Consider the following 20,680-nt stretch of genomic DNA (forward strand, 5'->3'; position numbering starts at 1 on the left):
GGAATGAGCTGATGCGGAGGGCGGTGTTGATCGCGTTGGCGGTGGTTGTCACCATCGTCGCCGTGGTCTTCACCTTCCAGCGCAAGCTCGTGTACTTCCCCTCCCCCGGTCCGCTGCCGAGCGCGGACGAGGTGCTGCCGGGCGGGCGTGACGTCCGGCTGGTCACGGCGGACGGCCTGCTGCTCGACGGCTGGCACTTGGAGCTGCCCGACGCGCCGGTGACGGTGGTGGTGTTCCCGGGCAACGGCGGCAACCGGGAGGGCCGGGTGTCGCTGGCGCGGGCGCTCACGTCACGCGGGCTGTCGGTGCTGCTGTTCGACTACCGCGGCTACGGCGGCAACCCCGGCACACCGTCGGAGGAGGGCCTGACCTTCGACGCGCGGGCGGCGCTGGACCTGATCGACGGGCCGGTCGTCTACTTCGGCGAGTCGCTGGGCGCGGCGGTGGCCGCGGAGCTCGCGACGTACCGCGCCCCGAAGGGCATGGTGCTGCGCTCGCCGTTCACGTCGCTGGCGGCGGCCGGGTCGCACCACTACCCGTGGCTGCCGGTGAAGATGCTGTTGCGGGACAAGTACCCGGTGGTGGAGCGGGTGTCCACCTTGGACGTTCCGACCGTGGTGCTGCTGGGCACCAGGGACTCGATCGTGCCGCCCGCGCAGAGCCGCGAGGTGGCGACGGCGGCGCGGGCCAGGCTCGTCGAGATCGACGGCGCGGACCACAACGACGAGGTGCTGCTGTCGGGGCCGCAGGTGATCGACGCGGTGCTGTCGGTCAGCTGAGCGCCGCGATCTCGCCGGAGCCGCGGGGCACGAGCGAGGCGGGGACGACGGCGTGCACGGGCGGTGAGGTGTCGCCGTCGATGCGCGCGAGGATGAGCTCGGCGGCCTTGCGGCCGATGCCGGGGACGTCCTGGCGCACGACGGTGACGGCGGGGTCGAGCAGGTCGGCGAGCGGGAAGTCGTCGAAGCCGATGACGGCGACGCGCCGGTGCAGGTCACGCGCGCGCAGCACGCGCATGGCGCCGACGGTGACGAGGTTCTGGGCGGTGAACAGCGCCGTGGGCGGCCGGTCGAGGTCGAACAGCGCGGCGGTGGCGGTCTCGGCGACGGCGACACCGTGCAGGTCGGTGCGCACGAGCGCCTCGCGCAGGGTGAGACCGGCCTGGGCGAGGCCTTCGAGGTAGCCGGTGTAGCGCTCCTGGCTGGTCCACAGGGTGCGGCGGTCGCCGAGGAACGCGATGTCGCGGTGGCCCAGGGCGGCGAGCTCGAGCACGGCGGCGCGGGAGCTGTCGCGGTTGGTGGTGGTGACGCAGTCGGTGCCGCCGAAGGTGGGCGGCCGGTCGACGAGCACCATCGGCGTGCCGCGTTCGCGTTCGTGCTGCAGGGCGTCCTGGTGGCCGCCGGCGGCCATGACGACGACTCCGTCGACGCGGCGCGCGGACAGCGACACGAGCAGTTCCCGTTGCAGGGTCTGGTCGTCCTCGGTGCTGCCGGCGAGCACGAGGACGCCGCTGCGCCGGGCGTGGTCCTCGACGGCGCGCAGCAGGGCGGCGTCGAAGGGGTTGGAGAGGTCTTCGAACAGCACGCCGATGGTGGCGCTGCGGCGGTCGGCGCGGCGCAGGCTGCTGGCCGTGAGGTTGGGCCGGTAGCCGAGGGTGCGGGCGGCCGCGCGGACGCGTTCGGTGACCTCGGTCCCGGCGCCGGGCAGGCCGTTGATGACGCGGGAGACGGTCTTGATGCTGACCTTCGCCAGCGCCGCGACGTCGCGCATCGTGGGTTCGCGTCTCTCGCCGGCCTGGTCCATGTCCCGCTCCGCTCACGTCCTGCGACCCTTGCGTCAACGATGACGCGAGGGTATACCCGATTCACATCAAAACGTAGCCGCTTCACCGTAACTCGCGGTGGGTCAGCGGAGGGCCGGTTACGTCAACGTTGACGTAGGAGTTGTCATGCGCAGAACGGTCGGGGTAGTCGGCGCAGCGGCGTTGCTGGTGTTCGCGACCGCGTGCGGAGGCGGTGGGTCCTCCGGCGGTGCGGCGACGCTGGTGGGCCTGGTGACGAAGACGGACACGAACCCGTTCTTCGTGAAGATGAAGGAGGGCGCGCAGCAGGCGGCGTCCTCGGCCGGGGCGACGGTGCAGTCGTTCGCGGGCAAGCAGGACGGCGACAACCAGTCGCAGGTCGACGCGATCGAGAACCTGATCGCGTCGGGCGCGAAGGGCATCCTGATCACGCCGAGCGACTCGAAGGCGATCGTGCCGTCGGTGGACAAGGCGCGGGCGGCGGGGCTGCTGGTGATCGCGCTGGACACGCAGCTGGAACCGGCGAACGCCGCCGACGCGACGTTCGCGACCGACAACTACAAGGCCGGTCAGCTGATCGGGCAGTGGGCGAAGGCGAAGTTCGCCAAGGACGGCAAGCAGGCCAAGATCGCGCTGCTGGACCTCAACCCGAACCAGGTGTCGGTGGACGTGCAGCGCGACCAGGGGTTCCTGGAGGGCTTCGGCGTCGACGTCAAGGACAAGAACCGCATCGGCGACGAGTCCGATCCGCGGATCGTGGGCCACGACGTGACCGACGGCGCCCCGGAGGGCGGCCGCACGGCGATGGAGAACCTGCTGCAGAAGGACCCCGGGATCAACCTGGTCTACACGATCAACGAGCCCGCGGCGGCCGGCGCCTACGAGGCGCTCAAGGCGGCGGGCAAGGAGAAGGACGTCGTCATCGTCTCGGTCGACGGCGGCTGTCCCGGTGTGGACAACGTCAAGGCGGGCGTGATCGGCGCGACCTCGCAGCAGTACCCGCTCAAGATGGCGCAGCTGGGCGTGGAGGCGATCTCGAAGTTCGCCAAGGACGGCTCCAAGCCCCAGGACACCGACACCGGCGTCACGCTCATCACCGACCAGCCGGCCGAGGGCGTGGAGTCGAAGAACTCGGCGTTCGGCCTGCAGAACTGCTGGGGCTGAGCCATGACGGCCGTGGTGGAGCAGCGGGACCGTTCGCTGCTGACGCGCGTGCAGCACGTGCTGCACGCGCAGGCGACGATCGGCCCGGCGGTGGTGCTGCTGGCGTCGGTGATCGTGTTCGCGTTGCTGTCGGAGCGGTTCCTGACGCCGGGCAACATCTCGCTGATCCTGCAGCAGGTCGCGGTGGTGGGCACGCTCGCGGTGGGGCAGACGATCGTGATCCTGACGGCGGGCATCGACCTGTCGTGCGGGGCGATCATGGTGCTGACCTCGATCGTGATGGCGAAGGTCGCGTCGGAGACCGGCCTGCCGGGACTGCCCGCGCTGCTGCTGGGTTTCCTGGTGGGCACGGTGTGCGGCCTGCTCAACGGCATGCTGGTGACGCGGCTGAAGCTGCCGCCGTTCATCGTCACGCTGGGCACGCTGAACGTGTTCTTCGCGTTGAACCTCTGGTATTCGGGCAGTGCCACGATCCGCGGCTCGGACATGCCGTCGCTGCTGCTGTGGACGGGACAGACGTTCACCGTCGGCGGCACGCGCATCACCTACGGCTCGATCCTGCTGGTGCTGCTGGTGGCGGCGATGGCGTTCGTGCTGAAGAACACCGCGTGGGGCCGGCACGTCTACTCCACCGGCGACGACCTGGAGGCCTCACGCCTGTCGGGCATCCGCACGGCACGGGTGCTGCTGAGCGTGTACGCGACGGCGGGGCTGATCTACGCGGTGGCGGCGTGGACGCTGATCGGCCGGATCGCCTCGGCGAGCCCGCAGGCCGGGCAGACCGACAACCTGGACTCGATCACCGCGGTCGTGATCGGCGGGACGTCGCTGTTCGGCGGCCGCGGCGCGGTGGTGGGGTCGCTGATCGGCGCGTTGATCGTCGGCGTGTTCCGCAACGGCCTCGCGCTGGCCGGCGTGGACGTGCTGTGGCAGACGATGGCGGTCGGTGTGCTGATCATCGTGGCGGTGTCGCTGGACCAGTGGATCAGGAAGGTGAAGGCATGACCACCCCGATCCTGCAGGCGACGGGCCTGGTCAAGCGGTACGGGAAGGTGACGGCGCTGGCGGGCTCGGACCTGGAGCTGCTGCCGGGCGAGATCCTCGCGGTGATCGGTGACAACGGTGCGGGCAAGTCGTCGCTGATCAAGGCCCTGTCGGGGGCGGTGGTGCCGGACGAGGGCGAGGTCCTGCTCGACGGCGAGCCGGTGTCGTTCTCCACACCCCTGGACGCCCGCAACGCGGGGATCGAGACGGTGCACCAGTCGCTGGCGGTGTCACCGTCGCTCGACATCGCCGCGAACCTGTTCCTGGGCCGCGAACTGCGCCGCAAGGGCGTGCTCGGCTCGGTGTTCCGGATGCTCGACCGCGCCGGCATGCGGGAGGAGGCACGCCGCCAGCTCGACGCGCTGGGGATCATGACGATCCAGAACCCCGGCCAGGCGGTGGAGACCCTCTCCGGAGGCCAGCGCCAGGCCGTGGCGGTAGCACGCGCGGCGGCGTTCGGCAGCCGGGTCGTGATCATGGACGAGCCGACGGCGGCGCTGGGCGTGCGGGAGTCCCGCGCGGTGCTGGACCTGATCCTGCAGGTCCGCGACCGCGGCCTGCCGGTGATCTTGATCAGCCACAACATGCCGCACGTGTTCGAGGTCGCCGACCGCATCCACATCCAGCGCCTGGGCCGCCGCAAGGCGGTGGTGGATCCGAAGTCGGTGTCGATGTCGGACGCGGTGGCGATCATGACCGGCGCGATGGAACCGCCTGACTGACCCCGAAGGGGTTGTCGATCACGTACCGCCACCGGCCGTCCGCGCCTTCGCGTGCGACGTCGGTGGCGGTGCCGTGCACGTCGCCGATGGTCCAGTCGACGATGAGCAACGCGATGCCGTCGTGCGCGTAGACGTGCCGCGGGCGGACGTCGATGGGCAGCCCGAGGCCGAGGAACCGCTGGTTGGCCGCCTGCCGCGCGGCACCGGTGACGGTGGTGCCGGGTTCGGGGACGAACAGGCCGCCGGGTTCGTAGACGGCGTCGACGGCCCGCGGGTCGCGGGAGTTGAACGCGGCGGCGAACTCGTGGGCCACACTGGCGGGGTGGATGGTCATGCTGTGAGCGTCGCGCCCGCCGGCGTGGGTCACCAAACGGTGACCTGGGACCGGCCGTCGGCGGAGTGCCCGGTGGAGGTGGCGCTGGCGGCGATCAGCGGCCGGTGGGCGACGCTGGTGCTGCGGGATCTGATGCACGGCCCGCGGTCGTTCTCGGCGTTGCGGGCCGGGTTGCCGTCGCTGAGCGCGAAGGTGCTGACCGAGCGGCTGGAGTCGCTGGTGTCGCAGGGTCTGGTGTCGTGCTCGCGCTCCCCCGGCTTCCCGGTGCGGACGTCCTACGAGCTGACGCCCGCCGGGTTGTTGCTGCGGCCGTTGCTGGCGCAGCTGTACCGCACGGGCGAGGCGCTACTGGGCGAGCTCGCGGATGACTGACTCCAGCGGTGCCAGGACGTTGCGGGACCGCAGGAGGCCTTCGGAGACCTCCACGAGGTCCGGTTTCAACCGCTTCCAGTACTGGTCCTCGCCGGGGATCTGGAACAGGCTCAGCGCGAACACCGGTGTGCGGCCCAGTTGCTGTTCCAGGTCGGCGAGTACCTCCCGCAGGGCGTCGTCGAACCTGGCTCGGGTGTCGTCGTGCGCGTTCGGCGCGTCGCCGCTGATGTGGACGACCCACCGGGAATTCCCCGATGTGCTCATGCTCCACGGTAGCGAGGTCTACAACGGCACGGCGTCGAGTGCCTTGTAGATGCGCTTGTCGCTGATCGTGTACCGCGTCTTGATGGTCTGGGCGAAGTACGACAGCCGCAGTTCCTCGATCATCCAGCGGATCTCGTCGAGCTCGGGCGAGGGTTCGTCGGCCGGGGTCTGCGCGCGCAGCTCCCGGTACTCGGCGTGGACCTGGTGGACCTGGTTGGTCCAGTCGAGGTCGCGGCGCGGGTTCTCGGGCAGCTTCTCGATGCGCCGCGCGATGCCTTTGAGGTAGCGCACGAGGTCGGGTAGCCGGTCGTAGCCGGTGTGGGTGACGAAACCCTTGTACACCAGCGAGTTCAGGTGTGCGCGGATGTCGTTGGCGGAGTCCGGGGCGCCCTTGAGGCCGGTCAGTGCCAGTTCGGCCTCGTGGGCGGCTTCGAGGACCTTGCGGACCTCCTGCACGACGACCCAGGTGGTGTCGTTCAGCGCGGCCTGGACCTTCTTGAGCTGGGCGGCGTAGGACTTGGCGTCCCAGGCCGGCTCACCCATGAGCCGGTCGACGGCGGCCATGATGCAGTCCGACAGCAGCGCGGCGACGCCGCCGTGGGGGTTGCGGGTGAGCGCGAGTTTGGCGGCGTTGTCGAGGTGGCGCTGCAGGTGCTTGACCGGTGAGTTGATGCCGAGCAGCAGGAGCCTGCGCACGCCGCGGCGGTGCGCGTAGGCCTGCCGCCCCGGCGTGTCGAGGACCTTGATCGCGACGCTGTCGCCCCGGTCGACCAGGCAGGGGTAGGCGGTGACGGTGATGCCGGACTGCCGTTGCTCGATGGTCTTCGGCAGGGCGTCGAAGTCCCAGGTCGTGATGCCGGTGCGTTCGAGGTGGCCGGCGGCCTGGCTGAGCGACTCGCGGACCTCGTCGCGCAGCTTCTCCTTGAGCACCGCGATGTCCTTGCCCTCGGCGAGGGTGCGGTTGTGCTCGTCGACGACCTGGAAGGTGAGCTTGAGGTGGTCGGGCACGGCGTCGAACTGCCAGTCCTCGCGGTGCACGGTCACCCCGGTGAGGGCTTTGAGTTCGCGTTCGACGCCGCTGAGCAGGCTGGAGTCGCTGGGCTTGATGCGCGCGAGCACGGCGTTGGCGACGTCGGGGACGGGCACGAAGTTGCGGCGGATCTGCTTGGGCAGCGAACGGATGAGCGCGACGACGAGGTCGTGGCGCAGACCGGGGATCTGCCAGGAGAACGCGTCGTCGTCCAGGGCGGTGAGCGCGGGCAGCGGGAGCTGCACGGTGACGCCGTCGTTCTTCGTGCCGGGCTCGAAGTGGTAGCTCAGCGGCAGCGTCAGCTCACCCTGGCGCCACTGGTCGGGGTAGGCGTCGGGGGTGACGTCGGCGCGCTCGTTGACCAGCATCTCCTTGGTGAAGGTGAGCTGGTTCTTGTCCTTCTGCTTCTTCCACCACGAGTCGAAGTGCCGTGCGGACACGACGTCGGCGCCGACGCGTTTGTCGTAGAAGTCGAACAACGTCTCCTCGTCGACGACGATGTCGCGCCGCCGTGCCCGGTTCTCCAGTTCGCCGACCTCGTCGAGCAGCGCGCGGTTGGTGTGGAAGAACCGGTGGTGCGTGGTCCACTCCCCCTGCACGAGCGCGTGGCGGATGAACAGCTCACGCGACAGCGCGGGGTCGATGCGGCCGTAGTTGACCTTGCGGCCGGCGACGATCGGCACCCCGTACAGCGTGACCTTCTCCAGCGCGACGACGCTGCCGCGTTTGGTCTCCCAGTGCGGTTCGCTGTACTGGCGTTTGACGACGTGTTCGCCGAGACGTTCGGCCCATTCGGGTTCGATCTTGGCGACGATGCGCCCCCACAGGCGGCTGGTCTCGACCAGTTCGGCGGCCATCACCCACTGCGGTGGTTTCTTGGCGAGCGCGGAGCCGGGGAAGATCGCGAACTTGGCGTTGCGGGCGCCCAGGAACTCGGTGAGGGGCCGGCGTTTCTCGTTCGGCGCCTGCTTCTTGAGGACGTCCTTGACGCCGATGTGGCTGAGCAGACCGGACAGCAGCGCGATGTGGATGTTGCGCGGGTCGCCGGGCTGGTCGTTGACGTGCATGCCGATCTGCTTGGCGGCCTGGCGCAGCTGCAGGTAGATGTCCTGCCATTCGCGCACGCGCAGGTAGTTGAGGAACTCGGCCTTGCAGCGCTTGCGGAACTGGTTGCCGCTCAGTTCCTTCTGCTGTTCCTTGAGGTACTGCCACAGGTTGAGGAACGTGGTGAAGTCGGATTCGGAGTCGACGAACCTCGCGTGCTGCTGGGTCGCGGCCTCCTGCTGGTCGGCGGGCCGTTCGCGGGGGTCCTGGATGGACAGCGCCGCGGCGATGATCATGACCTCTTTGAGGCAGCCGGTGGTGTCGGCTTCGAGGACCATGCGGCCCAGCCGCGGGTCGACCGGCAGTGCGGCGAGCTTGCGGCCGGTCGGGGTGAGCTTCTTCTCGGCGGCGTTGATCGCGCCGAGCTCCTGCAGCAGGCCGATGCCGTCGTTGATGTTGCGGGAGTCCGGCGGGTCGATGAACGGGAACCTCGCGATGTCGCCCAGGCCGATGTTGGTCATCTGCAGGATGACGCTGGCGAGGTTGGTGCGCAGGATCTCCGCGTCGGTGAACTCCGGGCGGGCCTCGAAGTCCTCTTCGGAGTACAGGCGGATGCAGATGCCTTCGCTGACGCGGCCGCAGCGGCCCTTGCGCTGGTTCGCCGACGCCTGGCTGATGGGTTCGATCGGCAGGCGCTGGACCTTGAGGCGGTGGCTGTAGCGGGAGATGCGGGCGTTGCCGGGGTCCACGACGTACTTGATGCCCGGCACGGTGAGGCTGGTCTCGGCGACGTTGGTGGCGAGCACGACGCGCCGGCCGGTGTGCCGCTGGAACACCCGGTGCTGCTCGCCGACGCTGAGCCGCGCGTAGAGCGGGAGGATCTCGGTGTTGCGCAGGTCCTCCTGCTTGAGGGCGTCGGCGGTGTCGCGGATCTCGCGTTCGCCGGACAGGAACACCAGGACGTCGCCGGGGCCCTCGGCCTGCAGTTCGCGGACGGCGTTGATGATGCCCTGGGTCTGGTCGTCGTCCTCCTCCAGCGGCCGGTAGCGGGTCTCGACGGGGTAGGTGCGGCCGGAGACCTCGATGACCGGGGCGTCGCCGAAGTGCTGGCTGAAGCGCTGCGGGTCGATCGTGGCGGAGGTGATGACGATCTTGAGATCGGGGCGGCGCGGCAGCAGCTGCTTGAGGTAGCCGAGCAGGAAGTCGACGTTGAGGCTGCGTTCGTGGGCCTCGTCGATGATGATCGTGTCGTAGCGCGACAGCGTGGGGTCGGTCTGGATCTCGGCGAGCAGGATGCCGTCGGTCATGAGCTTGACCAGCGTCTCGTCACCGGACTGGTCGGTGAACCGGACCTTGTAGCCGATCGTGTCACCGAGCTTGGTGCCCAGTTCCTCCGCGACGCGTTCGGCGACGGTGCGCGCGGCGATGCGGCGGGGCTGGGTGTGGCCGATCTGGCCGGTGATGCCCCGGCCGAGCTCCAGGCAGATCTTGGGCAGCTGCGTGGTCTTGCCGGACCCGGTCTCGCCGGCGACGATCACGACCTGGTTGTGCTCGATCAGGTCCTTGATGTCGTCCTTGCGCTGGCTGACCGGCAGCTCGGCCGGATAGCTGATCTTGGGAACGGACTCCCTGCGCAGCGCGACCTTGAGCGCGGCCTCGTCGATCTGGGCGGCGATCTCCTCGGTGATCTTCTTGCGCGCCAGCGGGTCCTTGACCTTGCGTGCGCCGTCGAGGCGCCTGGCGAGCCGGCGTTGATCACGCGGCATGAGCTCGGGCAGGCGTTTGTGCAGTTCAGCGTGCGGGGTGTCCATTTGGGTTCCAGGATAGTCAGGGCGTGCGGGTTCGCTCGCGTCAATAACTGCCAGACCCCGCCGCCGGCGTGGCGGTGTGGACGCGCGGGGCTTCTGGAAGCCGGCCGATCACGCGGTGGGTCCGCGTCTGACCTGGGACAACGCTGGGAGCGGCTGACGGGGCGGCTCGCGCTGCCACCCTCGGGTGAGATCGCCGACTTCGCGGCGCGGCTCGACGAGCAGCGTGAGCGCGCTGGCGGGTTCTCCCGCGGGGCCGGGCGCGCGTTCGACGTCTCTCCCGGCGGCGAGGACGTGGAGAGGGGACATCACACGCCTGCCCGCCTGTGGGCGTTGTTCGGAAAGGCCGAGGCATATCTTCTGCGGTGGACCGTCCGGTGGATACCGGAAATTGTCAGACCCCTTCGATAACGTCGCGGGTATGGATCTCGACGTCTTCTGGGCCCTGCTCGACCAGTCGGCTTCTGCCAGTTCTGACCAGCATGAACGCCGGGTGTGGCTGACGTCGCGGCTGGCTTTGCTGCCGCCGGGCGACATTTGCGGTTTCGAGACTTTGTTGAGTGCTTCACGTGGTCGTGTAAACACGTTCTTGCACTGGCACGCGGCTTATGTCGTGTGTGATGGATTGTGTTCGGCCGACCGTTTCTTCGAGTTCCAGTCGTGGCTGATCGGGCTGGGCCGTGAGGTGCTGGCGTCGGTGGCGTCCTCACCCGACGCGCTGGCCGGCGTGCCCGCGGTGCGGACGTTACTGGCGGTCGGGGCGCAGTCGTGGCCGGACGCGGCGTGGCCGTTGTGGGAGGGGCTGTCCGGGGTGGCTCGTGAGGCGTTCTTCCTGGCGACGGGCCGGTCGCTGGACAACGCGCTGGCGGTCCTGGGCCACGTGCCGGTGGCGGACGCGGGGCCGTTCACCGGCGAGGCGTGGGATCTGGACTCACCGGTGGAGGTGGCGCTGCGGCTGCCCAGGCTGTGGGAGCTGTCGGGCGGGCTGGAGGAGGCGGCGTGAGTGCGTGGCGGCTCCATCCAGGTCGTCCTGGGGCGCAGCCGGGCTCGCGCGCCCTCTGAGCTGCTCTGATGTCGAGGCTTCAAAAATTGTCAGACCCTCTCGCTAGCGTTCTCGGCATGGACCTGAACGCGTTCTGGGGCCTGGCGGAGCCGTCCGGTGTGGGCGCTTCCGACCGGGACCGTCGGCGGGAGTGGCCGGCCGCCGTCGTGGCGGCGCTGTCCGCCGGTGCGGTGCTGGCCTTTTCGCCGGGCGTCGTGCGCGGGATGTGTTCGGGCCCGGTGGGTGAGGCGTGGGATCCCGGTGATCTGGCGGAGGTCGCCGCGCGGGTTCCGCGGTCCGGTGCGTTGTTCGGGAAGGTGGCGTGATGGCCGTGCCAGTCGATGTGCCGGGCGGTGTGCCCGTGGAGGTACCGGTCGACGTGGTGGTGTGGCGGGCTCCTGGTCCGGCGTCCTTCGCGGAGGCGGCGGCCCGCTACGCGGAGCTGCGGTCCTCGCCGCTGGGCGCGTTCGAGCCCGCGGTGGCGGCGTTCGTGCGGGAGTTACGGCGCACCTCGCCGGACCCCGCCTCGCCGGTGTCGTGGGACGAGGCGCTCACGGTCGGGGTGGACGCGGTGATCGTGCACGTGGTGTGGCCGGGGCAGCGTCAGGTGCTGGACCTGGTGGCGTTGCTGGCGTCGCGGCACGGGCTGGTGTGTTTCGAGCCGGCCCGCCAGGCCGCGATGTCCTGACGCAGCGAGGCTTTCGTGTCCTCCGGCGCGAAGGACGCGTCGACGGCGTTGGTGGCGATGCGCGCGAGGGCGTCGTCGCTGAACCCGAGGTGTTCGCGCAGCAGGCGGTACTCGTCGGTGAGCGTGGTGCCGGTGGAAGCGGGGATGTCGGTGTTGAGCGTGACGGTCAGCCCGGCGTCGATGAGCAGTGGCAGCGGATGAGAGGAGAGGGATTCGACCAGTCCCAGCGCGACGTTCGACGACGGGCAGGCTTCGAGCGGTATGGCGCGGTCCCGCAGCAGCGCGACGACCTCCGGGGTCGTCGAGCGCCCGGAACCCGTGCCCGATCCGGTCGGCGAGCCCGACGGTCACGGTTTCGGCGACGCTCGGCGCCCCGCAGCACTCCCCGGCGTGGTGCACGAGCCCGACCCTGGCGTCTTTCGCGGCACGGAACACGTCCGCGAACGGGGTGAGCGGGTGGTCTTCCGCTCCGGCCGTCCCGATCGCCACGACCTGAGGGTGCACTCTCGCGAGACGCAGTGAGTCCCGCAGTCGCGCTACCGATCGCTTCCTGGGGTGGTCCACGATCACACGGCATTCGATGCCGTGGGCGGCCTGTCCTGCGGCGAGCCCGGACAACACCGCCTCGAGCGGCATGTCCGGATCACCGAGTCGTTCTCCGTGCACTGCCGCGGTGAACGTGACCTCGGCGTACCGGGTCCCTGCGCTGCTTCCTCGGCGCAGAACTCGTACGCGATCCGGTGGAAGTCCTCGGCTCGCCGCAGGCAGTCCCGCACCGCCCCGTTGTGGGCGGCGAACTGCGCGAAACCGTCGAACGTCCCGGCCTGCACGGCGGGAACGTCGACACCGTGGTGCTCGGCGAGTTCCGCGAAGGTGTCCACGCGCACGGTGCTTTCGAGGTGCACGTGCAGGTGGGCCTTAGGCAACGTCGCGAGGTCACGCGTGTGGCGCGACGCTACCCAAGGCCCGTCCGCGGGCGCCCCGGCATTTTCGCGGGCGTCATCCGGCGAGGAACGTCACCGCGGCGGCGAGTTCGTGCCTGGGGACGTCGCCGTGCCCTCCGGGGTTGGCGTGCAACGACTTCTGGCGTGTGGCAAAGGCGTCGAACATCGTGAGGCCGACGACGCGCGGGATGAGCCGGTCGCGCCACTGCAGCAGGAACCGCACGGGGACGGTGATCGCCGTCGCTGCACGAACCAGAGGCTCGGTGGTGCCGATCAGCCCGAGGACGCGGGGTTCGGCGGCAACGAGCGGGATGCCGATGGCGCTGCCCATCGACACGCCCAGAACCCGACGCGGTCGCCGATGGCGGACAGGGCGTCGAGCGCGGATCGCCATTCCGGGATCGCGCGATCCAGAGAGCGGTCATCACCGGGCCCGCGCGTATTCGGCGCGACACCGGGTGTGTGCCGCTACTAGGTTCCGGTGCCATGCCTGATGTTGTGCAGACGCGCCACGGCGCGACGGTGCTGATGTGCGCCGAGGACGGTCCCCTGATCACCGACGAGCAGTCCGCTGTGGACCTGATCGGCACGTTGTGGGGTCAGGACGTGCGGTGGCTGGTGCTGCCGGTGGCGCGGTTGTCGCCGGACTTCCTGGTGTTGCGCACGCGGGTGGCGGGTGCGGTGGTGCAGAAGTTCCAGCAGTACGGGTTCGCGGTCGCGGTGGTCGGGGACATCTCGGAGCAGGTGGCGGCGAGCACGGCGTTGCGGGATTTCGTGTACGAGTCGAACCGGGGCCGGCAGCTGTGGTTCGTGGCCGATGAGGCGGAACTGGACGCGCGGCTGAGCGCGGCGGCCTGACCAGTCCGAACAGCCCTATTGCATATTGCTTGCAATAGGTAGTGTCGCGGGCATGGACATCCGTCGTTCGCTCTCCCAGCACAGTGGCCCGCGCAAGGCACCGCACGAGGTCCTCCGCCGTCTCGCCGAGTGGGTGACACCGGGGACGCGGCCGGAGGATCCGGTGCGGGAGCTGGAGCAACGGGTCGCGGCGCTGCTGGGCAAGCCCGAGGCGTTGTTCTTCCCATCGGGGACGATGGCGCAGCAGGTGGCGTTGCGGGTGCACGCCGACAGGACGGGCCGCCGCTCGTTCGCGGGGCATCCGCAGACCCATCTGCACGTGTGGGAGAACCAGGGCTACAACGCGCTGCACGGCCTGCGGTTCCATCCCGTGGGCGACCGCAACGAGCTGTTCGGCCTGGACGATCTCAAGGCGGTGCACGAACCGCTCGCGGCGGTGGTGTTCGAACTGCCGCAACGCGACATCGGCGGCGTGCTGCCCGCGTTCGGGGACCTGGCGGCGCAGACGGCCTGGGCGAGGCGGTCGGGTGCGGCCGCGCACTGCGACGGCGCGCGGCTGTGGGAGGCGCAGACCGGGTACGACGCGACGTTCGCCGAGATCTCCGCGTTGTTCGACACGGTGTACGTGTCGCTCTACAAAGGACTTGAGGGTGTGCGGGGCGCGGTGCTCGCCGGGGACGCCGACACGATCGGGCAGGCGGCGGTGTGGCGGCGCCGGATGGGCGGGGCGATCGCCGACGCGTGGCCGCTGGCCGCGATCGCGTTGATGGGCATGGACGTGAACCTGCCGAGGATGGCCGAGTTCCGCGACCACGCCCAAGCCCTCGCGCGGGCGATCAACGCCGACGGGTTCGCGCACACGACACCCGAGGTGCCGGCCACTCCCCTGTTCCACGTGCACCTGCCCTTGTCGCGCCACGACGCGCAGCGGGCCGCACAGCACCTGCTGGAGGAGACGGGGATCAGGCTGTTCCTGTACGCGCGGTCCAATCCGGATCCGCACCGGTGCAGCTTCGAGGTGAGCGTGGGCATCAGCGGGCTAGAGTTCACGCCGCGCGAGGCGGTGGAGTTGATCAGAGGACTACCATCGCGGGTGTGAGCCTGCCCGAACCCGTCCAGCACGCGCTGGTCAGGGTCTCGCACTCGGTGCTGATCGACGTCGACGCGCTCGCGGGCGTGCGCGAGAGGTTCGACGACGAGCAGGCGGCGTCGCTGGCCGGGTATCTGCGCAACGCGCAGTCGCCGAACACGGTGCGCGCGTACCGGTCGGACTGGATCGCGTGGGCCGGCTGGTGCCAGGCGGAGGGCCGCCAAGCGTTGCCGGCCGATCCGCTGGACGTGGCTGTCTACCTGGCGGTCGCGGCGGACACGGTGAAGCCGGACGGGTCGCCGGCGTTCGGGGCCTCGACACTGGAACGCAAGTCGGCGGCGATCTCGGCGGTGCACGCAGCCAACGGCCTGCCGAGCCCGACGCGCAGCGACGTCGTGCGGCTGACGCTGCGCGGTGTCCGGCGCACCCGCAAGTCGCAGCCCCGCCGCAAACGGCCGGTGCTGCTCGACACCCTCGAGGCACTGCTGAACGAACGCCCGCCGGCCGGTCCCGCGCGCGCGAGGGACGCGTTGCTGCTGCTGGTGGGGTTCGCGGGGGCGTTGCGGCGCAGTGAGCTGGCGGGCATCGAGTTCTCCGACGTCACGGTGGACGTGGATCCGCGCACGCACGAGCCGTTGCTGCTGATCCGGCTGGGGGCGACGAAGACCGACCAGACGGGCAAGCACCAGCAGTCGGTGGTGCTGCCGCGCGGGAGCAGGCGGCCGACGTGCCCGGTGTGCGCGTTCGCGGACTGGGCCGACGTGCTCGACGGCAAGGAGCTCTCCGAGACCGGCCTGCACCGCTGCCACGGCTTCGAGGCCGGTGTCCGCCAGGGGCCGGTGTTCCCGGTGGTGAACCGGCACGGCGGCATCGGGTCCAAGGCGATGTCGGGGCGCGCGGTCGCGGAGCTGGTGAAGCGCTACGCGGTGCGGGCGGGGCTGGATCCGGCGTTGTTCGGCGGGCATTCGCTGCGGGCGGGGTTCGCGACGCAGGCGGCGCTGGGCGGGGCGAGCGACCGGGAGATCATGCGGCAGGGCCGGTGGACCAACCCGCGCACGGTGCACCGCTACATCCGGACCGCGAACCCTCTCGAGGACAACGCCGTGACCCGCCTGGGTCTGTGAATCTGTGACCCAGCTCTCACTCTCCGTAGTTAACTGTAAACAAGATCCCCTCCGGTAGGCCTGCACCACTCGGGGCAGCGCACTACGCCATAAGTATGTACGTACCGGGAAGTTTCCGGCGTGTTTCCACGCCGTTTGAGCTGCTCTTTTGTTCCACCCCGTGGGCAAAACACGGTGTCCTGAGCAGCGGCTCAGCCCAATTCGTGAACCGATCTCGCATTTTGGGAGTGGCTGGTCGCATGCACTGAGAGCAATACGATCACCACACCTGGTCATCGACGATGGTCGGGCCTGTTCCACGGTGTTCGCCCCGGCACCCCTGTAACGCCGGAGCGAGCACCCCCTGCACCGGAACAAGGAGCGTTCATGAAGCGCAGAACCCTGGGCATCACCACCGCCCTGGTGGCCGGGGCGGCTCCGGCCGCCACGGGCACGCTGGAAGCCAACGCCGTCGTGCGCGACGCCAACGGCATTCACCACCTGCGCTTCGACCGCACGGCGGTCAACCGGGCCAGGGCCGCGGTCAACGTCAAGTAGACCCGCCCCGGAAAGCGCCGAGGCCCGGACCGACCCCCTGCACGGTCCGGGCCTCGGCATATTCGCATCGCGACCACCCACACGCCCGGTCTCCTCGCACCATGGATGAGCGACTGCGGGCACGCGACCTCGAACGCCTGACCGCTCAGGGCTCCAGATCGGTCGCCGCCAGGAACGACCCGTCCATGTGAAACGGCACCGAGTCGTGCACGTGCGTCACCAGCCACCGCCCCTCACGCCGCTGCAACCCCACCGTCGTGCGCATCCACATCGAGAACCCCTCCGGATACCCGACCGGCACCGCCGACAGCCGCGCCAGCCCATGCGCGAACGCCACGTCACCGGACACGACGACCGTCAGATCCCGGTGCTCCAGCGTGATCGGCCCCTCGAACCCGGCCATCCACCCCGCCAGCGACTCCACGTCCCGCGCGTCCCGCCCGGAGTTGCGCAGCGGAGGCGCCAAAGTGCACGTCACCACGTCCTCGGCGAAGCGGGCCACGATCCGCGCGGGATCACGCAGCCGCATGCCCTCCTCGTGCTCGGTGAACGTCTCGCGGATCGCCGTCTCGTCCTGCACCAGCGTGTGAGTCATCTCGGACCTTCCGTCGAAATCGGCTGACACACCGGTGTCGAGACGCAGCCCGCTGTCTCGACATGGCGGTGAGAAGATTTTTCCGCCAGCCACGAGCCGGGAGGCCGCACGTGAAGTACCTGATCCTCATCTACAGCAACCCCAAGTCGCGGGCCGCCTGGGACAAGCTCACCGAAGAGCAGCAGATGCAGTTCGGCAAGGACCACTACGACCTGTCCGACAAGCTCCGCGCCTCCGGCGAGCTCATCGTCAGCGAAGGCCTCCCCGGCCCCGAGACCGGCAAGGGCGTGAGCATCCGCAACGGAGAGGTCGTCGTCACCGACGGGCCCTTCGCCGAGGCCAAGGAGTACCTCGCCGGCTTCTACCTCGTCGAAGCCGACTCGATCGACCAGGTCATCGCCCACGCCGCGACGCTGCCCGACGCCCACAACGACGGCATCGAGGTCCGGCCGGTCTGGGACACGTCCATGCTGGACGGCCTGTGAACCCTGAGGTGGAGGGCCTGCTGCGCACACTCGCGCCGCAGGTCCTCGGCGTGCTCGTGCGCCGCCACGGCCAGTTCGACGTCTGCGAGGACGCCGTGCAGGAAGCACTGCTCGGCGCCGCCCAGCAATGGCCGGTCGACGGCGTCCCGGACAACCCCAAGGGCTGGCTCATCACCGCCGCCTCACGACGGTGGATCGAGCAGTACCGCTCCGACACCGCCCGCCGCCAGCGCGAGGACAAGGTCGTCGCCCTCACCCCGGCACCACCCGATCCCGTGCCGGCACAGGACGACACCCTCACCCTGCTCGCCCTGTGCTGCCACGAGTCACTCACCACCGCCTCGCAGATCGCCCTGACCCTGCGAGCCGTCGGCGGACTCACCACCGCCGAGATCGCACGAGCGTTCCTCGTACCCGAAGCGACGGTCGCGCAACGCATCAGCCGCGCCAAGCAGAAGATCAAGCAGTCCGGCGCCCGGTTCCGGCCACCCCAGGACCTCACCGCCGTCCTGCACGTCCTCTACCTGATCTTCACCGAAGGCTCCACCGCGAGCTCCGGCGACGACCTGGTGCGCGTCGACCTCACCGCCGAAGCCATCCGCCTCACCCGCCAGCTGCACAAACGCAGACCAGCCGACGGCGAGCTCACCGGCCTGCTCGCGCTGATGCTGCTCACCGACGCACGCCGCCCCGCCCGCACCGACCCCCACGGCGCGCTCATCCCGCTCGCCGAGCAGGACCGCACCCGCTGGGACACCCGAGCCATCGACGAAGGCACCACACTGATCAGCACGGCACTCAAGACCGCCCAGATCGGCCCGTACCAGCTCCAAGCGGCCATCGCCGCCGTCCACGCCGACGCCACCAAAGCGGAAGACACCGACTGGCACGAGATCCTCGGCCTCTACGACCTGCTCACCGTCACCGCACCCGGCCCGATGGTCTCACTCAACCGCATCGTCGCCGTCGCCATGGTCCACGGCCCGCGACAGGCACTCGACGAACTGTCCACACTGGACCTCGACCACTACCGCGTGCACGCCGTCCGAGCACATCTCCTCGACCTGCACGGAGAACACGACCAAGCACGCCAGGAATACGAGAAAGCCGCGAAACTCACCCTCAGCGCCCCAGAACAGCGCTACCTCAGATCCCGGTCGCGCCACCCACGGTAGCGTCCGACGACGGAGCCTCCTGCGGCGGCGCCACCGGCACCACACCCGACAAATCCCCACCGTTGTCGTTGGTGCGCAACACAAAAGGCCGCGTCTGCGTGTACTGCACCACCGAGATCGAACACGGATCCACCACGATCCGCTGGAACCCGTCCAGATGCACACCCAACGCATCCGCCAGCACAGCCTTGATCACATCACCGTGCGAGCACAACACCCACACCGCACCAGGACCGTGCTCCTCGGAAATACGCGCATCATGCGCCCGCACCGCCGCCACCGCACGAGCCTGAACGTGCGCCAGCCCCTCACCGTCCGGAAACACCGCGGCGGAAGGATGCTGCTGCACAACAGCCCACAACGGCTCGTCATACAGGTCCTTCAACGCCTTACCGGTCCACGCGCCGTAATCCACTTCGGACAGATCCGGCTCCGCCACCGCCTCCAAAGACCGATCGGCCAGCAACGGCGCCAACGTCTCCTCACACCGCTGCAAAGGAGACGACACCACCGCGCTGACCGGAACGTCCTTCAACCGCGACACCAAAGCCGCCGCCTGCTTCTGTCCCCGCTCGTCCAAACCCACACCCAGCGAACGCCCGGCGAGCACACCGGAACCGTTGGCGGTCGAACGCGCATGCCGAAGCAGGATCACCGTAGCCACGGCCCCACCTTAGTTCGGCTGCAGCAACCCCATCGACAGCAGCCCCATCAGCACCAGACCCAGCATCAACCGGTACCACACGAACGCCGAGTACGAATGCTTCGACACGTACTTCAACAACCACGCGATCGTCGCGTACCCCACCACGAACGAGATCAGCGTCGCCACGACCATCTGCGGAATCGACGCCTGCACACCCGTACCCGACCGCTCCAGCACGTCCGGAATGGAGAACAACCCCGCCCCGAACACCGCCGGAATCGCCAGCAGGAACGAGTACCGCGCCGCCGCCTCCCGGTTCAGCCCCAGGAACAGACCCGCCGTCAACGTGCCACCCGAACGGGACACGCCCGGAATGAGCGCCAGCGCCTGCGCCAGACCCATCCCGATCGCGTCCTTCATCCGCAACTCGTCACGCTGCTGCTTCGCGAGGTGGTCCGCCAGACCCAGCAGCAGACCGAACACCACCAGCATCGTCGCCGTGATCCACAGGTTCCGCGCCGACGTCCGGATCTCGTCCTTCAGCAGATAACCGAGAACCGAGATCGGCACCGAACCGATGATCACGTACCAGGCGAGCCTGTAATCCCTCTCCTTGCGCGCCTCCGCGCTGAAGAGGCCGCGGAACCAGGCGCTGATGAAGCGCCCGATGTCCTTGGCGAAGTAGATCAGCACCGCCACCTCGGTACCCAGCTGGATGACCGCGGTGAACGAAGCGCCCGCGTCGTTGCCGAAGAACAGCGTCGACGTGATGCGCAGGTGCGCACTGCTGGAAATCGGCAGGAATTCCGTCAGTCCTTGGACCAGTCCGAGGACCAGAGCCTGCAACCAGCTCAACTACCCACTCCTGCCAGATCCAAAGCCTCGGCCGCGGTCCGAAGACCCGCGATCCCCTGCTCCAGATCTTGCAGCATCGGCGAAACGGACAGCGTGGTGACCCCCGCCGCGGCGAGCGCCTTCATCTTGTCTGCTATGCGCTCCTTCGGGCCCAGCAACGACGTCGCGTCCAGGAACTCCAGCGGGATCGCCGCCATCGCACCGGCGTAGTCACGAGCCAGGTACTTCTCCTGGATCTCCTCGGCCTGAGCCGGGAAACCCATGCTTACCATCAGGTTGTTGTAGAAGTTCTGCTTGCGCGACCCCATGCCGCCCACGTACAGCGCCGCATACGCACGCACCGGGTCAGCACACGCCTTCCAGTCCTCACCCACGATCAACGGCGCCGTCGGAACGACGTCGAAGCCCTCCATCGTCAGACCGGCCTTCTCCCGCCCGGCCTTCACCGACGCGATCGAGTCGGCCGAGTGCTCCGCCGAGAAGAACACCGCGAGCCAGCCGTCCGCGATCTCACCCGTCAGCTCCAGGTTCTTCGGACCCACCGCCGCGAGGTAGATCGGAATCTGGTCACGCACGGGATGGACGGTCAGCTGCAACGCCTTACCCGGACCATCGGGAAGCGGGAGCGTGTAGTGCTCACCCTCATAGCGCAACTTCTCCCGAGACAGCGCCTTCTTCACGATCTCCACGTACTCACGCGTGCGCGCCAACGGCTTGTCGAACCGCACACCGTGCCAGCCCTCCGACACCTGCGGACCCGACACACCGAGACCCATCCGGAACCGGCCACCCGACAGGGTGTCCAAAGTGGCCCCGGTCATCGCGGCCATCGCCGGCGTCCGCGCCGGAATCTGGAAGATCGCGCTACCGACGTCGATGCGTTCGGTCTGCGCGGCCACCCACGCGAGCACCGTCGGCGCGTCGGAACCGTAGGCCTCCGCGGCCCACACCACCGAAAAACCGAGTCGGTCGGCCTCTTTGGCCAGCTCAAGGTTCGCGGCGTCGTTGCCGGCGCCCCAGTATCCGAGGTTCAGTCCGAGCTTCACACGGCGAGACCC

At 69.2% G+C, this 20,680-nt stretch carries 24 protein-coding genes and 1 pseudogene; 14 read left to right on the forward strand and 11 right to left on the reverse strand.

Annotation, left to right across the window (positions count from 1 at the left end; all coding sequences use genetic code 11):
* The first annotated feature begins 11 nt into the window (after positions 1 to 11).
* Positions 12 to 779, forward strand: coding sequence for an alpha/beta fold hydrolase (locus tag AB0M48_RS21115; protein ID WP_363844460.1), 768 nt, complete (start codon positions 12 to 14; stop codon positions 777 to 779).
* Here AB0M48_RS21115 and AB0M48_RS21120 read toward each other — a convergent pair.
* Positions 772 to 1,803 carry a LacI family DNA-binding transcriptional regulator gene (locus AB0M48_RS21120; protein WP_363844463.1) on the reverse strand — a complete coding sequence of 344 codons (1,032 nt, stop codon included), beginning with the start codon at positions 1,801 to 1,803 and terminating at the stop codon, positions 772 to 774. The two genes, AB0M48_RS21115 and AB0M48_RS21120, sit on opposite strands and share 8 nt — an antisense overlap.
* A 145-nt stretch (positions 1,804 to 1,948) precedes the next feature.
* On the opposite strand from AB0M48_RS21120, the gene AB0M48_RS21125 reads away from it, so the two are divergent.
* Genes AB0M48_RS21125 through AB0M48_RS21135 form a run of 3 tightly spaced genes read left to right on the forward strand, consistent with a single transcriptional unit; the run spans position 1,949 to position 4,731 of the window.
* Entirely contained in the window at positions 1,949 to 2,965 is a 1,017-nt protein-coding gene (locus AB0M48_RS21125) for a sugar ABC transporter substrate-binding protein (protein ID WP_363844467.1), read from the forward strand.
* 3 nt (positions 2,966 to 2,968) lie between these two features.
* Entirely contained in the window at positions 2,969 to 3,970 is a 1,002-nt protein-coding gene (locus AB0M48_RS21130) for an ABC transporter permease (protein WP_319989165.1), read from the forward strand.
* The gene (locus tag AB0M48_RS21135; protein ID WP_319989166.1) at positions 3,967 to 4,731 is read left to right on the forward strand and encodes an ATP-binding cassette domain-containing protein; all 765 of its coding nucleotides are present in this window, start codon (positions 3,967 to 3,969) and stop codon (positions 4,729 to 4,731) included. The genes AB0M48_RS21130 and AB0M48_RS21135 overlap by 4 nt, the downstream gene beginning before the upstream one ends.
* Here AB0M48_RS21135 and AB0M48_RS21140 read toward each other — a convergent pair.
* Entirely contained in the window at positions 4,700 to 5,065 is a 366-nt protein-coding gene (locus AB0M48_RS21140) for a DUF4440 domain-containing protein (protein WP_363844472.1), read from the reverse strand. The genes AB0M48_RS21135 and AB0M48_RS21140 overlap by 32 nt on opposite strands.
* A gap of 3 nt (positions 5,066 to 5,068) precedes the next feature.
* On the opposite strand from AB0M48_RS21140, the gene AB0M48_RS21145 reads away from it, so the two are divergent.
* Complete coding sequence (locus AB0M48_RS21145; RefSeq protein ID WP_363844475.1) at positions 5,069 to 5,437, forward strand: helix-turn-helix domain-containing protein; 369 nt, start codon at positions 5,069 to 5,071, stop codon at positions 5,435 to 5,437.
* On the opposite strand, the gene AB0M48_RS21150 is transcribed toward AB0M48_RS21145, so the two are convergent.
* Together AB0M48_RS21150 and hrpA are read right to left on the reverse strand one after the other, a co-directional pair.
* On the reverse strand, positions 5,411 to 5,701 hold the full coding sequence (locus AB0M48_RS21150; RefSeq protein WP_363844478.1) for a hypothetical protein: 291 nt from the start codon (positions 5,699 to 5,701) through the stop codon (positions 5,411 to 5,413). The two genes, AB0M48_RS21145 and AB0M48_RS21150, sit on opposite strands and share 27 nt — an antisense overlap.
* An 18-nt stretch (positions 5,702 to 5,719) precedes the next feature.
* Positions 5,720 to 9,586, reverse strand: a complete 3,867-nt coding sequence (gene hrpA / locus AB0M48_RS21155) for an ATP-dependent RNA helicase HrpA (RefSeq protein WP_363844481.1) — start codon at positions 9,584 to 9,586, stop codon at positions 5,720 to 5,722.
* Between the two features lie 418 nt (positions 9,587 to 10,004).
* On the opposite strand from hrpA, the gene AB0M48_RS21160 reads away from it, so the two are divergent.
* The 3 genes from AB0M48_RS21160 to AB0M48_RS21170 all read left to right on the forward strand — a co-directional run bounded on the left by AB0M48_RS21160 (position 10,005) and on the right by AB0M48_RS21170 (position 11,313).
* The gene (locus AB0M48_RS21160) at positions 10,005 to 10,586 is read left to right on the forward strand and encodes a DUF4240 domain-containing protein (protein ID WP_363844484.1); all 582 of its coding nucleotides are present in this window, start codon (positions 10,005 to 10,007) and stop codon (positions 10,584 to 10,586) included.
* Between the two features lie 116 nt (positions 10,587 to 10,702).
* Positions 10,703 to 10,951: a hypothetical protein gene (locus AB0M48_RS21165; protein ID WP_363844487.1), complete on the forward strand. Its 249-nt coding sequence runs from the start codon at positions 10,703 to 10,705 to the stop codon at positions 10,949 to 10,951.
* A complete protein-coding gene (locus AB0M48_RS21170) occupies positions 10,951 to 11,313 on the forward strand; it encodes a hypothetical protein (RefSeq protein WP_363845193.1) in 363 nt (120 codons plus the stop codon). The genes AB0M48_RS21165 and AB0M48_RS21170 overlap by 1 nt, the downstream gene beginning before the upstream one ends.
* Here the strand turns inward: AB0M48_RS21170 and AB0M48_RS21175 are convergent.
* From AB0M48_RS21175 to AB0M48_RS21185, 3 genes and pseudogenes are all read right to left on the reverse strand, one after another.
* The gene (locus AB0M48_RS21175) at positions 11,229 to 11,594 is read right to left on the reverse strand and encodes a hypothetical protein (RefSeq protein ID WP_363845169.1); all 366 of its coding nucleotides are present in this window, start codon (positions 11,592 to 11,594) and stop codon (positions 11,229 to 11,231) included. The genes AB0M48_RS21170 and AB0M48_RS21175 overlap by 85 nt on opposite strands.
* A gap of 73 nt (positions 11,595 to 11,667) precedes the next feature.
* Positions 11,668 to 12,218, reverse strand: a pseudogene (locus AB0M48_RS21180) (adenosine deaminase); the annotation flags it as partial.
* A 94-nt stretch (positions 12,219 to 12,312) separates the two neighbouring features.
* Entirely contained in the window at positions 12,313 to 12,594 is a 282-nt protein-coding gene (locus tag AB0M48_RS21185; protein ID WP_363844490.1) for a hypothetical protein, read from the reverse strand.
* A 149-nt stretch (positions 12,595 to 12,743) separates the two neighbouring features.
* On the opposite strand from AB0M48_RS21185, the gene AB0M48_RS21190 reads away from it, so the two are divergent.
* The 4 genes from AB0M48_RS21190 to AB0M48_RS21205 all read left to right on the forward strand — a co-directional run bounded on the left by AB0M48_RS21190 (position 12,744) and on the right by AB0M48_RS21205 (position 15,866).
* Positions 12,744 to 13,115: a DUF4180 domain-containing protein gene (locus AB0M48_RS21190; protein WP_319989176.1), complete on the forward strand. Its 372-nt coding sequence runs from the start codon at positions 12,744 to 12,746 to the stop codon at positions 13,113 to 13,115.
* A 52-nt stretch (positions 13,116 to 13,167) separates the two neighbouring features.
* Complete coding sequence (locus AB0M48_RS21195; protein ID WP_363844494.1) at positions 13,168 to 14,214, forward strand: beta-eliminating lyase-related protein; 1,047 nt, start codon at positions 13,168 to 13,170, stop codon at positions 14,212 to 14,214.
* Positions 14,211 to 15,329, forward strand: a complete 1,119-nt coding sequence (locus AB0M48_RS21200; protein ID WP_363844497.1) for a site-specific integrase — start codon at positions 14,211 to 14,213, stop codon at positions 15,327 to 15,329. Before AB0M48_RS21195 ends, AB0M48_RS21200 begins: the two co-directional genes overlap by 4 nt.
* A gap of 366 nt (positions 15,330 to 15,695) precedes the next feature.
* Positions 15,696 to 15,866, forward strand: a complete 171-nt coding sequence (locus AB0M48_RS21205; RefSeq protein WP_363844500.1) for a hypothetical protein — start codon at positions 15,696 to 15,698, stop codon at positions 15,864 to 15,866.
* A gap of 145 nt (positions 15,867 to 16,011) precedes the next feature.
* Here the strand turns inward: AB0M48_RS21205 and AB0M48_RS21210 are convergent, their stop codons facing one another.
* Positions 16,012 to 16,461, reverse strand: coding sequence for a nuclear transport factor 2 family protein (locus tag AB0M48_RS21210; protein ID WP_363844503.1), 450 nt, complete (start codon positions 16,459 to 16,461; stop codon positions 16,012 to 16,014).
* Between the two features lie 110 nt (positions 16,462 to 16,571).
* Between AB0M48_RS21210 and AB0M48_RS21215 the strand changes: the two genes are divergently transcribed.
* A complete protein-coding gene (locus AB0M48_RS21215) occupies positions 16,572 to 16,946 on the forward strand; it encodes a YciI family protein (protein ID WP_363844506.1) in 375 nt (124 codons plus the stop codon).
* Positions 16,943 to 18,121 (forward strand): sigma-70 family RNA polymerase sigma factor, encoded by a 1,179-nt coding sequence (locus AB0M48_RS21220; RefSeq protein ID WP_363844509.1) that lies wholly within the window; start codon positions 16,943 to 16,945, stop codon positions 18,119 to 18,121. The genes AB0M48_RS21215 and AB0M48_RS21220 overlap by 4 nt, the downstream gene beginning before the upstream one ends.
* On the opposite strand, the gene AB0M48_RS21225 is transcribed toward AB0M48_RS21220, so the two are convergent.
* The 3 genes from AB0M48_RS21225 to AB0M48_RS21235 are packed head-to-tail and all read right to left on the reverse strand — an operon-like array spanning position 18,093 to position 20,668.
* Complete coding sequence (locus AB0M48_RS21225; protein ID WP_363844513.1) at positions 18,093 to 18,785, reverse strand: histidine phosphatase family protein; 693 nt, start codon at positions 18,783 to 18,785, stop codon at positions 18,093 to 18,095. The two genes, AB0M48_RS21220 and AB0M48_RS21225, sit on opposite strands and share 29 nt — an antisense overlap.
* 9 nt (positions 18,786 to 18,794) lie before the next feature.
* The gene (locus AB0M48_RS21230) at positions 18,795 to 19,622 is read right to left on the reverse strand and encodes an undecaprenyl-diphosphate phosphatase (RefSeq protein WP_363844516.1); all 828 of its coding nucleotides are present in this window, start codon (positions 19,620 to 19,622) and stop codon (positions 18,795 to 18,797) included.
* Positions 19,619 to 20,668, reverse strand: coding sequence for an LLM class F420-dependent oxidoreductase (locus AB0M48_RS21235; protein WP_363844519.1), 1,050 nt, complete (start codon positions 20,666 to 20,668; stop codon positions 19,619 to 19,621). The genes AB0M48_RS21230 and AB0M48_RS21235 overlap by 4 nt, the downstream gene beginning before the upstream one ends.
* Positions 20,669 to 20,680: the final 12 nt, after the last annotated feature.

The sequence above is a fragment of the Lentzea sp. NPDC051208 genome, from assembly GCF_040682435.1.
GTDB lineage: Bacteria > Actinomycetota > Actinomycetes > Mycobacteriales > Pseudonocardiaceae > Lentzea > Lentzea kristufekii.

What these genes read in the sequence shown, in the direction of transcription:
- AB0M48_RS21115 (WP_363844460.1), top strand. Translation starts at nt 12, where the DNA reads ATGCGGAGGGCGGTGTTGATCGCGTTGGCGGTGGTTGTCACCATCGTC.
- AB0M48_RS21120 (WP_363844463.1), bottom strand. Translation starts at nt 1,803, where the DNA reads ATGGACCAGGCCGGCGAGAGACGCGAACCCACGATGCGCGACGTCGCG.
- AB0M48_RS21125 (WP_363844467.1), top strand. Translation starts at nt 1,949, where the DNA reads ATGCGCAGAACGGTCGGGGTAGTCGGCGCAGCGGCGTTGCTGGTGTTC.
- AB0M48_RS21130 (WP_319989165.1), top strand. Translation starts at nt 2,969, where the DNA reads ATGACGGCCGTGGTGGAGCAGCGGGACCGTTCGCTGCTGACGCGCGTG.
- AB0M48_RS21135 (WP_319989166.1), top strand. Translation starts at nt 3,967, where the DNA reads ATGACCACCCCGATCCTGCAGGCGACGGGCCTGGTCAAGCGGTACGGG.
- AB0M48_RS21140 (WP_363844472.1), bottom strand. Translation starts at nt 5,065, where the DNA reads ATGACCATCCACCCCGCCAGTGTGGCCCACGAGTTCGCCGCCGCGTTC.
- AB0M48_RS21150 (WP_363844478.1), bottom strand. Translation starts at nt 5,701, where the DNA reads ATGAGCACATCGGGGAATTCCCGGTGGGTCGTCCACATCAGCGGCGAC.
- hrpA (WP_363844481.1), bottom strand. Translation starts at nt 9,586, where the DNA reads ATGGACACCCCGCACGCTGAACTGCACAAACGCCTGCCCGAGCTCATG.
- AB0M48_RS21160 (WP_363844484.1), top strand. Translation starts at nt 10,005, where the DNA reads ATGGATCTCGACGTCTTCTGGGCCCTGCTCGACCAGTCGGCTTCTGCC.
- AB0M48_RS21165 (WP_363844487.1), top strand. Translation starts at nt 10,703, where the DNA reads ATGGACCTGAACGCGTTCTGGGGCCTGGCGGAGCCGTCCGGTGTGGGC.
- AB0M48_RS21170 (WP_363845193.1), top strand. Translation starts at nt 10,951, where the DNA reads ATGGCCGTGCCAGTCGATGTGCCGGGCGGTGTGCCCGTGGAGGTACCG.
- AB0M48_RS21190 (WP_319989176.1), top strand. Translation starts at nt 12,744, where the DNA reads ATGCCTGATGTTGTGCAGACGCGCCACGGCGCGACGGTGCTGATGTGC.
- AB0M48_RS21195 (WP_363844494.1), top strand. Translation starts at nt 13,168, where the DNA reads ATGGACATCCGTCGTTCGCTCTCCCAGCACAGTGGCCCGCGCAAGGCA.
- AB0M48_RS21205 (WP_363844500.1), top strand. Translation starts at nt 15,696, where the DNA reads ATGAAGCGCAGAACCCTGGGCATCACCACCGCCCTGGTGGCCGGGGCG.
- AB0M48_RS21210 (WP_363844503.1), bottom strand. Translation starts at nt 16,461, where the DNA reads ATGACTCACACGCTGGTGCAGGACGAGACGGCGATCCGCGAGACGTTC.